General features: G+C 65.3%; 15 protein-coding genes. 8 read left to right on the top strand and 7 right to left on the bottom strand.

Annotated features, from left to right (window positions below):
• Nucleotides 1–3: 3 nt before the first annotated feature.
• Nucleotides 4–684, bottom strand: coding sequence for a 3-oxoacyl-ACP reductase FabG (gene fabG / locus AKN83_RS02405; protein WP_050401414.1), 681 nt, complete (start codon nucleotides 682–684; stop codon nucleotides 4–6).
• 124 nt (nucleotides 685–808) lie between these two features.
• Between fabG and AKN83_RS02400 the strand changes: the two genes are divergently transcribed.
• Nucleotides 809–1,498, top strand: coding sequence for an SGNH/GDSL hydrolase family protein (locus AKN83_RS02400; RefSeq protein WP_050401465.1), 690 nt, complete (start codon nucleotides 809–811; stop codon nucleotides 1,496–1,498).
• Nucleotides 1,499–1,618: 120 nt separating this feature from the next.
• The gene (locus tag AKN83_RS02395) at nucleotides 1,619–1,825 is read left to right on the top strand and encodes a hypothetical protein (protein ID WP_035634033.1); all 207 of its coding nucleotides are present in this window, start codon (nucleotides 1,619–1,621) and stop codon (nucleotides 1,823–1,825) included.
• A gap of 14 nt (nucleotides 1,826–1,839) precedes the next feature.
• Here the strand turns inward: AKN83_RS02395 and AKN83_RS02390 are convergent, their stop codons facing one another.
• Nucleotides 1,840–2,583 carry a tyrosine-protein phosphatase gene (locus AKN83_RS02390; protein WP_050401413.1) on the bottom strand — a complete coding sequence of 248 codons (744 nt, stop codon included), beginning with the start codon at nucleotides 2,581–2,583 and terminating at the stop codon, nucleotides 1,840–1,842.
• A gap of 113 nt (nucleotides 2,584–2,696) precedes the next feature.
• On the opposite strand from AKN83_RS02390, the gene AKN83_RS02385 reads away from it, so the two are divergent.
• Nucleotides 2,697–3,008, top strand: coding sequence for an MliC family protein (locus tag AKN83_RS02385; protein ID WP_050401412.1), 312 nt, complete (start codon nucleotides 2,697–2,699; stop codon nucleotides 3,006–3,008).
• Nucleotides 3,009–3,098: 90 nt separating this feature from the next.
• Here AKN83_RS02385 and AKN83_RS02380 read toward each other — a convergent pair whose 3' ends face one another.
• Nucleotides 3,099–3,299, bottom strand: coding sequence for a DUF2735 domain-containing protein (locus AKN83_RS02380; RefSeq protein ID WP_050401411.1), 201 nt, complete (start codon nucleotides 3,297–3,299; stop codon nucleotides 3,099–3,101).
• A 541-nt stretch (nucleotides 3,300–3,840) separates the two neighbouring features.
• On the opposite strand from AKN83_RS02380, the gene AKN83_RS02375 reads away from it, so the two are divergent.
• From AKN83_RS02375 to AKN83_RS39385, 5 genes are all read left to right on the top strand, one after another.
• The gene (locus AKN83_RS02375; protein ID WP_050401410.1) at nucleotides 3,841–4,875 is read left to right on the top strand and encodes a glutamine synthetase beta-grasp domain-containing protein; all 1,035 of its coding nucleotides are present in this window, start codon (nucleotides 3,841–3,843) and stop codon (nucleotides 4,873–4,875) included.
• 182 nt (nucleotides 4,876–5,057) lie between these two features.
• Nucleotides 5,058–5,762, top strand: a complete 705-nt coding sequence (locus AKN83_RS02370; protein WP_050401409.1) for a hypothetical protein — start codon at nucleotides 5,058–5,060, stop codon at nucleotides 5,760–5,762.
• 5 nt (nucleotides 5,763–5,767) lie between these two features.
• On the top strand, nucleotides 5,768–6,466 hold the full coding sequence (locus AKN83_RS02365) for a substrate-binding domain-containing protein (RefSeq protein ID WP_050401408.1): 699 nt from the start codon (nucleotides 5,768–5,770) through the stop codon (nucleotides 6,464–6,466).
• 32 nt (nucleotides 6,467–6,498) lie between these two features.
• Nucleotides 6,499–7,320 (top strand): tetratricopeptide repeat protein, encoded by an 822-nt coding sequence (locus AKN83_RS02360; RefSeq protein WP_050401407.1) that lies wholly within the window; start codon nucleotides 6,499–6,501, stop codon nucleotides 7,318–7,320.
• Nucleotides 7,321–7,383: 63 nt separating this feature from the next.
• Nucleotides 7,384–7,533 carry a hypothetical protein gene (locus AKN83_RS39385; RefSeq protein ID WP_157113172.1) on the top strand — a complete coding sequence of 50 codons (150 nt, stop codon included), beginning with the start codon at nucleotides 7,384–7,386 and terminating at the stop codon, nucleotides 7,531–7,533.
• 9 nt (nucleotides 7,534–7,542) lie between these two features.
• On the opposite strand, the gene AKN83_RS02355 is transcribed toward AKN83_RS39385, so the two are convergent.
• The 4 genes from AKN83_RS02355 to AKN83_RS02340 form a co-directional block, all read right to left on the bottom strand.
• Nucleotides 7,543–8,157: a hypothetical protein gene (locus tag AKN83_RS02355; RefSeq protein WP_050401406.1), complete on the bottom strand. Its 615-nt coding sequence runs from the start codon at nucleotides 8,155–8,157 to the stop codon at nucleotides 7,543–7,545.
• 11 nt (nucleotides 8,158–8,168) lie between these two features.
• Nucleotides 8,169–8,693, bottom strand: coding sequence for a (2Fe-2S)-binding protein (locus AKN83_RS02350; RefSeq protein WP_050401405.1), 525 nt, complete (start codon nucleotides 8,691–8,693; stop codon nucleotides 8,169–8,171).
• Nucleotides 8,690–11,464 carry a xanthine dehydrogenase family protein molybdopterin-binding subunit gene (locus AKN83_RS02345; RefSeq protein ID WP_050401464.1) on the bottom strand — a complete coding sequence of 925 codons (2,775 nt, stop codon included), beginning with the start codon at nucleotides 11,462–11,464 and terminating at the stop codon, nucleotides 8,690–8,692. The genes AKN83_RS02350 and AKN83_RS02345 overlap by 4 nt, the downstream gene beginning before the upstream one ends.
• A gap of 127 nt (nucleotides 11,465–11,591) precedes the next feature.
• Nucleotides 11,592–12,683, bottom strand: a complete 1,092-nt coding sequence (locus AKN83_RS02340; protein WP_050401404.1) for a hypothetical protein — start codon at nucleotides 12,681–12,683, stop codon at nucleotides 11,592–11,594.
• Nucleotides 12,684–12,806 lie beyond the last annotated feature (123 nt).

Below are 12,806 nucleotides of genomic sequence, written 5' to 3'. Positions count from 1 at the left end.
GGCTCAAACCCGCCCGTTGACCGGCAGCAGCGCGCCGGTGACGGCGCTGGCGGCATCGCCGGCGAGGAACAGGATCACCTCGGCGAGTTCCTTCGGCGTCACCCATTTGGAGATGTCGGCCTTCGGCATCGCCGCCCGATTGGCTGCGGTGTCGATGATCGATGGCAGGACGGCGTTGACCGTGACCTTGCCCTTGAGTTCCGCCGCGAGCGACTCGGTGAGGCGATGTACGCCGGCTTTCGAGGCCGCATACGGACCCATGCCGGCCGCGGCCTGCAAGGCGCCGAGTGCACCGATATTGATGATCCGTCCGGCGCCCGATTTGATCAGGTGCGGAATGGCCGCGTGCGATGTGTTGAAGGCGGTCATCACGTTCATCGCATACATGCGCTGCCAGGTCGCGGGATCGCCATCGCTCACCGCTTCGAAGGTAAAGCCGCCGGCGATGTTGATCAGCCCGTCGAGTCGGCCGAAATGCGACGCCGCCTTGTCGATCGCAGCCGTCGCCTGCGCGGTGTCGGTGAGATCGACATTGCCGAGCTCGATACGATCGGCCGTCGCGGCAAGCTGCGAGGCCGCATGATCGATGCCGGCAACGCGCGCGCCGCGCGCCAGGGCTTCTTCGGCGACCACTTTGCCAAGCGCGCCGAGCGCGCCGGTGATGACGATGGCTTTTCCCTTCATGGCGGTCTCCGTATCAGCAACAGGTTGCTGCCCACTATGATCAGGCGGATTTCATTTGCAATGCCGCCAATTTTGTCTCCTACTGCGCGCATTCATCAATTCATTCGCCTCAAGGATGTTTGCGATGCCGACATCAAGGCCGTGCGAAACCCATCTCGAACTCGTCAAGTTCGCTCATCGGCTGCCGCACTTCGCGGAAGCGCTTCGGCATCAGCGCAAGATCAAGGTGGTGACGCTCGGATCATCGTCGACCGCGGGCGCCGACAACATCCTGCCATTTCCGCCGCGGCTCGAAATCCTGCTGCGGCAACGCTTCTTCGGCCGGATGATCGATGTGATCAACCGCGGCATCGGCGGCCAGGAAGCGCCGGAGGAATACTCGCGCATCGAGTCCGACGTCACGGCCGAGGCGCCGGCGCTGGTGATCTGGCAGGTCGGCACCAACGCCGTCTACAAGAGCTACAATCCGGCCGAAGTGCGCGCCACGCTGGAGGCTGGGCTCGACGTGCTCGCGGCGGAGCCGCTCGACGTGATCGTGATGGATTCACAATACACGCAGGCGATCGTCGGAACGGACGCTGCGCTCAACCTCGCCAACGCGATCATGCCGATGATCGCGGACGTCACCTCGAGCAAGGGCGTCAACCTGTTCAGCCGTTTCGCGCTGATGAAGCGGTGGGCCGATGCCGGGATTCCGCTTGGCGAGCTCGACGATGGCGGCCAGCTTCACACCAGCGAATGGGCGACCAATTGCGTGACCCAGTCGCTGTTCGGCGCGATCGACGAAACCTTGAAGCCGGAGGCGATCACGTAACGCTGACTACGTAAGACTACGGAGGTGGGCCGGTTCGATAAAATTTGCAGCAGTTCTGTAAGTCGTTTTCAGAACCCTTTGCTTAGAAGCGGAACTCCAGCCAAGGTAGGGGTTACGCGAATGGGAAATCTTCCGGATCACGGTTTACCGCTTGTTCAGCTTAAGGAGCAGCGGCGCGATCTCGTGGTGGCGCTGCAAAACCGCAAAGGACCCGTGGGCAGCTGGGAGCTGATGCAGATCGCAGCAATTCAGCAGGCAATCTCGGCGTTCGAGGATGTGATTGCCGACCTCGATGCGGAGCTCGAGCTCGAGGCCGCGGCGGCCTGAGCGAAGTAAAATAGTCAGGCCTGCAGATAGCGGCCCTCAAGCGCCTTGCGCTCGGCCTGGCCAAGCCCGAGGCCTTCGCGGAAATATCCGTCGAGGCTGCCATAATCGGCATCGATCGCCTCGAACGCCGCCTCCAGAAACGCCGCGCGAACGGTGCCGAGCACCTGCTTGACGTCATCAGGCAGCTCGGTGCTGTGGGCCGGGTCTCGCTTGTAGAACTGGTTGGTCAGGAGATAGTCGTCCGCGATCACCTGACCGGACACGCCGAGCGCGTGCAGGATCAGCGCGCAGGCAAAGCCGGTGCGGTCCTTGCCTGCGGTGCAATGGATCACCAGCGGGGCGCTGTCCTCGAGCAGATGGGCGAACAGCGTGCGGTAGCGCTGTGTGTTGTCCTGCACATAGCCCCGGTAGGAATCCCGCATCACGTCGATCGCATCGGCTGCCGATAGCTGCCGCTTGCTGGCGATCGCCCGCAGCGAAGCAACCACCGTCGGCTCGACCGGCAGTGAATGCACGGTCACGTCGCTCATGCTGCACAGCGCATCGGCGCGCTCGGCGACACCGCGGAAGTCGAACGCGCTCTTGACCCCGAGCGAGCGCACCACGGCGACGTCCTGCTCGGTGAGATAGGCAAGATGGTTGGAGCGGAAAATCTGCCGCCAGCGCACCGTCCGGCCGTCGCGTGTCTGGTAGCCGCCAAGGTCACGAAAATTGCTGGCGCCGGCGAGATTGAGGTGACGGGCAGGGGCTTCTGACATCGGGCGGGCCTGTTGCAGCTCATGAGCTCTTGGCGCAAATATCCTGGCGCAGAAATCCTGGCGCAGGGGTGTCGGCGCAGACAGGTTTATAATGAGCCTCTCGGGGGGAGAATATGACTTATCGCGGAGGCGCCATTCTCGCAGGCGTAATTCTTTTCGAGATTCTTGGGCCCTCGGCAGCGCCGGCGCAATCCGCCTTCCGGAATTATCACTGTGCCGACGGCACGCAATTCATTGCGGCGTTCTTCGGCGGGGATACCCGCGCGCATCTGCAACTCGACGGCAAGGCGGTGACACTGACGAAGCGTCTGGCGCTGACGGGCATGCGCTACAGAGGCGGTGGGGTCACGCTCGAGATTACGCGGGCTGGACTGACCCGGCTCCGGCACGCGAAGCGGCCGGTGACGGCCTGCGAGCCGGCATGAAAAAAGGGCCGAAACGCTGCGTTCCGACCCTCTCTTACTTGGCTGTTGCTGTCTGACGTTTTTGCGTCGCGCCTCTCTGCCTGATCCACATCAGTGATCGCGGCTCGGCTTGGCGTCGTCGATGGCCGCCTGATGGTACCAGCTCTCGCTGCAGGCGGAGGTCTCGACCTCAGCGGCGAGCTCGCGCGCCGTCCGCATCTCGCCGTAGCGTCGTCCGCCGAGAGCCGCGCGGCCCCCTGCCGGGAATTGATAGATCGTTGCCGATCCCTGATTTTGGCCCGTCGTGATCATGTCAAAGTCTCCTATGGCCGGAGCGAGCCTCCATGGTGCGCCCGACTCATTCGCGTGTCGTTACCGTCATTTTGATATCGGCCCCGGCTCGGCGGGGTGCAAGTTGACCAAGAAATAGTCGTCAGCTGTCTAAATCGTGTGCAAATCGTCGTTTGCATCCTGCGAGGCAGGATGCAGCTGACCAACGCTTGGGCCGAGCGGATGGTTGCTCGGCGCCCGATGGCTGGACACGGACTGTCACACGGCGCTGCCGCTGCATTAATCGGCGGCCGACGCCGTAGCTGAATTTGCTGCAGAAACGGGCGGCGGAGGGCGCTGAGAGAAGATTTTGGCCGACGGTGGTGCGCGCCGGCTGCGCTGCTTTGTCGCAGCTGAAAATGCGATGTCCGCTGTGGACATCCGCGAGGAGGGCGGGTGCCGCAGTGCAGCGACTGGCATTTTAATTGCTTAGTAAGAGCTGGCCGATGGTGGCCGGGTACGCGTGCGGCGGCCGACTGGCTTTCGGTTCCTCACGGTTTTGCATCATCAACAGAGAGGTTCAATGACCAAGTACAAGCTCGAGTATATCTGGCTCGACGGATATACGCCGACGCCGAGCCTGCGCGGTAAGACGCAGATCAAGGAATTCGCGTCGTTCCCGACCCTCGAACAGCTTCCGCTGTGGGGCTTTGACGGTTCGTCCACCCAGCAGGCTGAAGGCCACAGCTCTGACTGCGTGCTGAAGCCGGTCGCCTGCTATCCCGACGCCGCGCGCGAGAACGGCGTGCTGGTGATGTGCGAAGTCATGATGCCCGACGGCAAGACGCCGCATGTGTCCAACAAGCGCGCCACCATCCTGGACGACGACGGCGCCTGGTTCGGCTTCGAGCAGGAATACTTCTTCTACAAGGACGGCCGCCCGCTCGGCTTCCCGGAAGAGGGTTATCCGGCTCCGCAGGGCCCGTACTACACCGGCGTCGGCTATAAGAACGTCGGCAGCGTCGCCCGCAAGATCGTCGAAGAGCATCTCAATCTCTGCCTCGCGGCCGGCATCAACCACGAAGGCATCAACGCCGAAGTGGCGAAGGGCCAGTGGGAATTCCAGATCTTCGGCAAGGGCTCCAAGACCGCCGCTGACCAGATGTGGATGGCCCGCTATCTGATGCTGCGTCTCACCGAGAGCTACGGCATCGATATCGAATTCCACTGCAAGCCGCTCGGCGACACCGACTGGAACGGCTCGGGCATGCACGCCAACTTCTCGACCAAGTATATGCGCGAAGTCGGCGGCAAGGAGTACTTCGAGAGCCTGATGAAGGCGTTCGAGAAGAACCTGATGGATCATATCGCCGTCTACGGCCCGGACAACGACAAGCGCCTGACCGGCAAGCACGAGACCGCGCCGTGGAACAAGTTCAGCTATGGCGTGGCTGATCGTGGTGCGTCGATCCGCGTGCCGCACTCCTTCGTCAACAATGGCTACAAGGGCTATCTGGAAGACCGCCGTCCGAACTCGCAAGGCGACCCCTACCAGATCGCTTCGCAGATCCTGAAGACGATCTCCGAGGTTCCGACCGGCGCCAAGGCTGCGGCCTAAGCAGCTATCGGAGCCGGATGGAGCCATCCGGTATCGCAATCGGGTCCGCCAGGGCGACTGCCTCGGCGGACCTTTGCATTTTAACGACAGTCTTTGCGGCGGGCCTGCCGCCGAAAGCGGTTTCGCTGCGTTATGAACCGCGCTAGACAACGGTTGTATCTTGGCTGCCGGGGACGCGGCGCTTGTTTGAGGGGTTCTACAAGGTTCGGTTCGAGCTGGGCGGCGCCGTCGGCCGCAGCGTGATGTATGTCGGCGACGGCAAGATGCTCGGCGGCAATTCGGCCTTTGCCCATATCGGCACCTACGAGAAGACCGGCGACGAGGTCGCGGTCGAGATCCAGACCGTCCGCCACAACCCCGATCCGAACTACCGCGCGATGGCCGGCACCGATGATGCGACGCTGCTCGCCAAGGGCGGCCCGGACGGCGAGCTCTACCGCTTCAAGGGCGAGCTCAAGGAATTGCCCGGCGTGCCGTTCCAGTCGGTGATGACGCCGATCACCGAGGACGAGGCCCCGATCGCGGGCGGGGTCGGCGAGGGAGGCGTCGTCAACGGGCTGTATTCAATCCACATCCAGCTGCTCGACGGTGTCGACGGCAATCTCACGGGCGTGATGCTGCTGAACAACGGTCGCATCCTCGGCGGCGACGCGTTCTTCTACTACCTCGGGACCTACACCTCCGAGAAAGGCCGCTGGAAGGGCCAGATCCTCAATCAGGAGCACACCTCGGCGATGAGCGAGAATCCGGTGTTCGGCGGCCATGAGGTCGGCATCGGCTTTGCCGGGACCTGCGACGCGGAAGGCGCCGTGCTCGAGGCAACGGCGCTCGCCGGCAAGCGCAGCCTCCGCCTCAAGGCCACCCTCAAGCTGATGCGGCGGGCGTAAGCGGGATGGACAATTCGGTTCGCGTACTCTCGACGCTGGCGCTGAAGGGCGCGGTCGCGCGCCTTGCCGCGGCCTACCAGGCGGCGAGCGCCGTGCGGATCGATGCCGATTTCGCGCCGACGCTGGCGCTGCTCGAACGCCTGCGCGAAGGCGAGGCCGCCGACCTCGTGATCCTGACCCGCGAGGGCCTTGACGAGATGACCGGCGAGGGCCGCATCGCGCGGGACAGTGCTGTGGATCTCGCGCGCTCCTACGTCGGTGTCGCGGTGCGGGCAGGCGCTGCGCATCCCGATATCGGCAGCGAAGCCGCATTGCGTGCGGCGCTGCTCGGTGCGCGGGCGGTGGCTTATTCGCGGCTCGGCGCCAGCGGCGTCCTGTTTGCGCAACTGATCGCGCGTCTCGGCATTGCCGAGGTGATCAACGCCCGTGCGGTGATCATTCCGGTCGGCTTCACGGCGGAAAAGCTCGTCAGCGGCGAAGCCGATCTTGCGATCCAGCAGATCAGCGAGTTGAAGCAGATCGATGGCATCGAAATCGTCGGGCCAATCCCCTCGGGCCTGCAGACGCCGGCGGTATTCTCGGCGGGCCGAATGGTCGCCTCAGAGCGCGCATCGGCCGCCGATCACTTGCTGCGGTACCTCGCGTCGGCCGATGTCGCGCCGGTGTTGCGCGAGACTGGGCTCGAGTCTTGGCTCGAGCCTTGAATTTGCCTGCACCGCGACGCAACCTGCCGGTCATGTTCAGACCTCTCCATGCGATCGTCCTTGCCGCGGCGCTGGCCGCGCCTGTGCTGGCTCATGCGCAATCGGCCGACCTCGTGCTGTGCGACCGGCTCGCCGCCGATCCCACCGATCCCGACAAGCCGGCCGACGTGAAGGGCGTGCCTGAAATCGCGCCGGCAGATGTCGCGACCGCGATCAAGTATTGCGCAGTTGCCGCAAAATCGTCGCGCCGCGCGATGTACGAGCTCGGCCGGGCCTATGCCGCCAACCGGCAGACCGCGGAAGCCATGTCGGCTTGGCGCAGGGCAGCCGACAAGGGCTCGACATCGGCGATGGTCGAGCTCGGCGTGCTCTACGGTAATGGCACCGGCGTTGCCAGAGACGAGGCGCAGGCGCGCAAATTGTTCGAGCGCGCGGCGCAGGCCGGCAATGCGCGCGGCGTCAGCAATCTCGCCGCGCTCGGCGGCGGCGGCGCGGCTGCCGATCCGGCACGTGCGCGCGAATTGCTCGCCAGGTCGGCCGAGACCAACGCGGAGGCGCAGTACCAGCTCGGCCTGATGCTGGCGGAAGGCAAGGGCGGCGCGCAGGACGATGCCGGCGCGCGGGCGCTGTTCGAGAAGGCCGCGGCGCAGAACCATCCGGGCGCGCTGGAGCGGATGGGCGCCTTCGCACAGGCCGGCCGCGGCGGTCCTAAGGATAGCGATGCGGCAAAAGCCTACTACGAACGGGCGGCCGCGCTTGGCGACGAGGACGCCAAGAAGGCGCTGGAGCGCGCCCGCTGTCCCTACGTGATCAAGGACAAGCGCGGCAATGCCGTGACCAACCTCTGCTTCTAGTCAAACTGGAACGCTCGCCGCGGCTGGTCGTTGACATGCGAAAGACATCGGCGAGGCGCTGTCATGATCCGTAAGTTGCGTTCCGGCGAGCACCGGCTGTATTCCCGCAAGGTCAATCCGAAGACCGGCAAGCGTCGCAATCTCGGCACCTTCAAGTCGCGCGCCGCGGCCGAGAAGCACGAGCGCGACGTGCAGTATTTCAAGCGCCACTAAGCGTGTACGCTACGGCGGGCAGGCCGCCCCGGTCTTGACCCAGGCCTCGACCAGCGCGCCGGCCTCTGCCTGCGTGCCGGGCGCCGGCGAGCGGCCGAGGCCGGGATGCCAGGCCCAGCCGACCAGCGTGTCCTTGCCGATATGGTCGATCAGCTCCTCGACCTTGCGGCCGCCGTTGCGCGCAGGGTCGCGGATTTGCTGGCAGATCTCGCCGATGGTCTTGCCGGCCCAAGCCATCTCGCGCGGCGCGAGATGCCATTCGGGATGACCCGGCACGTGGCCGGGATCGAAATTGGCGCGCTGGTGGCAGATCGAGCAGCGCATCGCGGTGGTGCCGTGGCCGTCGGCGCCGCGCGTGACCGGGGGCTGGTGCATGCGGCTGACATCACCTTGCCGCGGGCTGTCGCCGGCAGGATGGCAATTGGTGCAGCGCGGATGAGTCAGCACCTTGCCGAGCTCGGTGAAGATCGCCGCCGAGCGCTGTTCGATATTCTGTATGCCGGCAAAGCTTTCCGGTGAGGCGAGGGCGTGGCTCGCGCTCTCCGACGCCGCATAGCCGGCGCACAGGCTGGTCGCGAGCGCCGTCAGCACCGCAATGATCCGAAACCGCGTTTCCGATGTCATCGCGCGTGGGCTCACTTGTTGGCGGTCAGATACCGCGTGGCATCGGCGAGGATCACGTCGCGCACCGCCTGATGATATTTGATGTAGCCGGTGCAGCGGCACAGATGGCCGTCGAGCGCATCAGCGATGACGGTTTCGAGCCGGTCGCGCGGCACAGGCTCTCTGGCCAGCAATTCGAGCAGCACCTGGCCTTCGTTGAGGAAGCCGGCCGTGCAATAGCCGCACTGGAACGCGAAATGGTCGATGAAGGCGCGCTGCAAGGGCGAAAGCTCGCCGTCCTTGGCGTGGCCCTCGACGGTGCGGATCGCCTTGCCGTCGAAATTCGCCGCCGGCACCACGCAGGTCGGGCTGGTGTAGCTCGTGCCATCAGGGTTATCGATGATGACAGCGCAGCTCAGGCACTGCGCGGCGCCGCAGCCGAACTTAGTGCCGGTCATCCCGAGCATCTCGCGAAGGAAATCGTTCATCGAGAGGTCGTCGCGGACCTCGATCGGGCCGTGCTTCTGGCCGTTGATGGTGAGGTTGAGCGTCGTCACGCAAGCGCCCCCTTGAGCAGGCTCGTTGTCACCGGCAATGAGCGGAAACGGTGGCCGGTGGCATCGTTGATGGCGTTGAGCAGCGCCGGCACGATCGGGATCATCACCACCTCGGCCATGCCCTTCGGCGGTTCGTCCGGCGTCAGCGGCGGCAGCATCTCGATCTCGAGTTCGTGCAGCGGCAGGTCGGAGCCGCGCGCGATCAGGTATTGGCCGAGATTCCATTTGCCGTTGCCGGGTCCGCCTTCGAACGGCGGCAGGGTTTCCAGCAGCGCGTAGCCGACCCCCATGGCAAAACCGCCATGCGCCTGGCCGAGCACGACTTCAGGCACCAGCGCCTGGCCGCATTCGAACACGCTGTAGGCCTTGGCGATGCGCAAGATGCCGGTCGCGCGCTCGATCTCGACACGCACCAGCGTGCCGCACATCGAGGTGTAGGCGGTGCCGATCCGGTTGTTGTCGGTCGGCGGAAACTTGACGCTGACGCGGTCGATCCGCTCGAACCGGCCGTGGCCGCGGCGGATCGCGAGTGCATCGATCTCGGCGCGGTACTGCTCGCCGAACAGCGGGAAGCGCGCACGCGACCAGGCCCAGCGCGAGAAGCTGTGCGCGATTGCGCCGGTGACGAAGCCGCGCGCATGCGCGGTCGCCGCAAGTTTTGGCAGCGGCAGCGGCGCGAGATCATCGAGCACGAGCTGGCCATCGCTCCAGCGCGCTTTGTTCCATTGCCCGGCACGGGGATCGGCCTTGCCGACGTGCCAGAGCTCGAGCGCGGCCGGCCACAGGCCGAAGCGGAAGATGACGCGGGCTGCCTCGGCCGACGAATGCGTGCCGACATGGGCGCCGATCGACGCGCTCGTTGCCGAGCTGATCGCGGGCACCCAGCGCGGGTTCTTCTCGGCGAGGTCCTGGGTCTTCTGATCCATCGTGTAGGGATCACCCGACGTTACGAGCCCGAGCGCGTCGTAGCTGTCGACCCGGGAGACGGCGACCTCGTCGGCCACGGCGCCGAGATGGCCCGCAACGCGGTTGGCGAGCGCGGTGCCGACGCCATTGCCCATCTCGACGTGGTCGCAATGGATCGCGATCCGTCCCTCGGGATCGATCTCGACCCGGCCGAGCGAGCAATCCGCGCCCGAGCCGTAATCCTTGGTGACGCAGGCGACGCCGGTGCCGACCAGCCGGCCTTCCGGCACTTTCTGCTTGAAGTCGGCGCGCTGCCGCCAGATCGGATGCGTCTCGAGCTTGTCGAGGATGTCGGATGTGCGCACCGACACGATGTAGGGATTGCCGGTCATGGTCCGGCCGTTCTGCTTCAGCGCATTGTTGCGGCGGAACGCGATCGGATCGACCTTGAGCTCGCTGGCGGCCTCGTCGATCAGCACTTCGAGCGCGGTCATGGTCTGCAGCGTGCCGTAGCCGCGCATCGAACCGGCGGTGACGCCGCGCGAATGCACTGCCACGGTGGTGACGTCGACCTTCGGGATGTCGTAGATGCCGATCGCGGCGGTCGCGGCCACGACCGCGACATTGGCGGAGAAATTGGCGAGCCCGCCGCCGTCGAGCACGTGGTCGGCGGCGAATGCCGTGATCCTGCCGCTTGCACGATCGATGCCGATCCGCGAGCGCATCTTGATCGGGTGGCGCTTGATGCCGCCCTGGAATTGCTGGTAGCGGTCGTGCGCCAGCCGCACCGGCCGTCCCGGGAAGAACATCGCCGCGAGCGCCACGTAAAGCACGAACGGGGTGTGGTCGCGGCCGCCGAAGCCACCGCCGACATGGGCGAACTGCGCGTTGATATGCGAGGGGCGGAATGGCGGGCGGGCCTTGCCGAGCAGATGCGCGATCGACTCGGTCGCCTCATAGGGCGACTGCACGCCGAGCACCAGTTCGAGATTGCCGCTGTTGTCGCTGTACCAGGCGAGCCCGCTCTCGGGTTCGAGGAACATCGGATCGACCGACTGGGTCTCGAACTCGCGGTCGAGCACGAGCTGCGACGGATCGTCCTTGGCGAGCTGGGCGCGGATCGCTTCGCCATGGATCGCGGCTTTGGCGTAGTCCGCCTTGGTCTCCTTGGCGAGCGGCAGCCAGACCGGCAACGCCGCGTTCTGGATGCGGCTCGGTGAGACCCACCCGGCCTGGATCGGCGAGTAGATGTCGGGTGCCCCAGGCGTGGCGCCGGCGACGCGCGTGAATCGATAGGCGCCGAAGTCCGGCAGGACGACCGGCCCGGTCTCGTCGCCGAACCTGACGAAGCCGCCATCGCGCAGCGCAAGGCGGGCGCGATCGAAGGCATCGAACCGTTCGAAGATCAACAGCGCGACGGGTTGGCCGAGATAGAGCGGCGTTTTGCCGACCGGGCAGAACAGATCGCCGGTGTAGAACTCCGGCACCCGGGTCCCGATCCGGTCGAGATCTGCCGCTGTCACGACGACCGCGGGCTTTGCGGGACCGTCGAGGCGGGCGAGGTCCAAGCCGGCATAGACATGTGTCGCGTCGTCGGCGCGGACCAAAATGGCGTGCGAGGTGGTCGCAGGCCAGCCCGGCATGTCGATGGCGCGAAAGTCGGAGGCGTAGAGTTTTGCGCCGGTGACCTTGGCGACGCCGTCGACGCGGCCGGCGCCCCTGGCCGCCGGATTGAAATGGCCGCGCCCGGGCAGCGTCTCGCGAGCCGCGAAGGCCGGCTCCTTTGCCAGCGCCAGATGCGACAGGCTGACCGAGATGCCGCCTGCCGACAACCACTTCACGAATTCGCGTCGCGAGGGCTGCATGGTCTGATCTTTCATCAACACCTCGACGGCATATCGCGCCAAGGTTCAATAAACTGTGCAATACAAGCTGCAGTGTTGCGGCAAAGCGAATGCGATCGCAATGTCGCAATAGGTCGTAGCCGCGACCTCACTTGAGGTCGGCGATGGTGGCCGGTCCCGGACCTGATGTGATCAGCGTCGGCCATTGCTTGGAACCGAACGGCACCAGCGGTGGTAGGAAGGCCGTCATGCCCCGCTTCTTGGTCTCGGCGATGATCGCCTCGCGCGCGTCGCCTCCCATCAGCTCATAATCCATCAAATGATAGCTGCCGAAGAACAGCGCGCCCACCGAGCGGTCGGCAATGATCCGCGTCAGCGATTCCAGCATGTCCGACGGCGTGGTGGTGAAGGAGATCGTCTCGATCAGCATCAGCCGGTCGTTGATGGCGTCAGGGCCGAAGAACTGCGCCAGCACGCTGAAGATCACGTTGTTCTGCCGCGCCACATAGATCGTGTTGCTCGCCCCATAGGTCTTGTCCCAGTCCGGGCCGAGCTGGGTCTTCCAGTCGGCCATGACGCCCATCCAGTGCGCGACCTGGGTCTGCGCGGCCCAGGCGACGTTCCTGGCGAGCAAGGGCGCCTGCTTCTTGCCGAAGGCCTCGAGCGTCGCGAACGGGATCGCGCCGGCGCTGAGGCATTCGTCCATGAAGGCGATGTTGTTCTTGAGGATGGCGCGATTGTTGTCGCGCCAGTCCGCCTGCATCGGCGTGGCATCGAGCCCGTCGAGCGCCGACTGCATCCGGCTGCGATAGGCCTGCATCGAGCCGCGCCACGCCTTGTCGTCGGGATTGTCGACGTAGGGGCCGACCACCTCCGCCAGCGCCATCGTGCTGTGGCCGACCGATTTGAGCAGCTGATAAACCACCGGCACCTGCGGCGCCTCGGTCGGTGGCTTGCCCGGCCGGTACAGGATCAGGCGGCCGCCGGCGCCCGAGAACAGGCCGAGGATAACCGGATGCTTGTCGAGGATGTTCTTCTGGAAGATCCGCGCCGCATCCCCATAGAGCTCGAACATGCCGGTGTTGAGCGCCAGCACGTCCTTGGTCGCGACATCGGCCGGCGTCGATGCGGTCTTGCCCGAGATCGGCGCCATGTAGTCGGGCAGCGACTGGGCGAGCGCGGCGCCAGTGCTGCCGAGCAGCAGCGCCAACGCAGTGACCAAATGCAAACGATGGGTCATGTGATGCTCCTCGCAGCCTCCGACCCGCGCCGAAGCCCGCGATGCGGCCTCTCGACACTGGGGGGATGCTCAATACTTCTTTGACGCAAATGAACAGGGATGGTCGGTCCCGCATGACGCAAC

Origin of the sequence: Bradyrhizobium embrapense, assembly GCF_001189235.2 — a bacterium.
GTDB classification, from domain to species: Bacteria; Pseudomonadota; Alphaproteobacteria; order Rhizobiales; family Xanthobacteraceae; genus Bradyrhizobium; species Bradyrhizobium embrapense.
The sequence above is the reverse complement of the archived record's forward strand: the minus strand, read 5'-3'. Positions and strand labels throughout refer to the sequence as shown.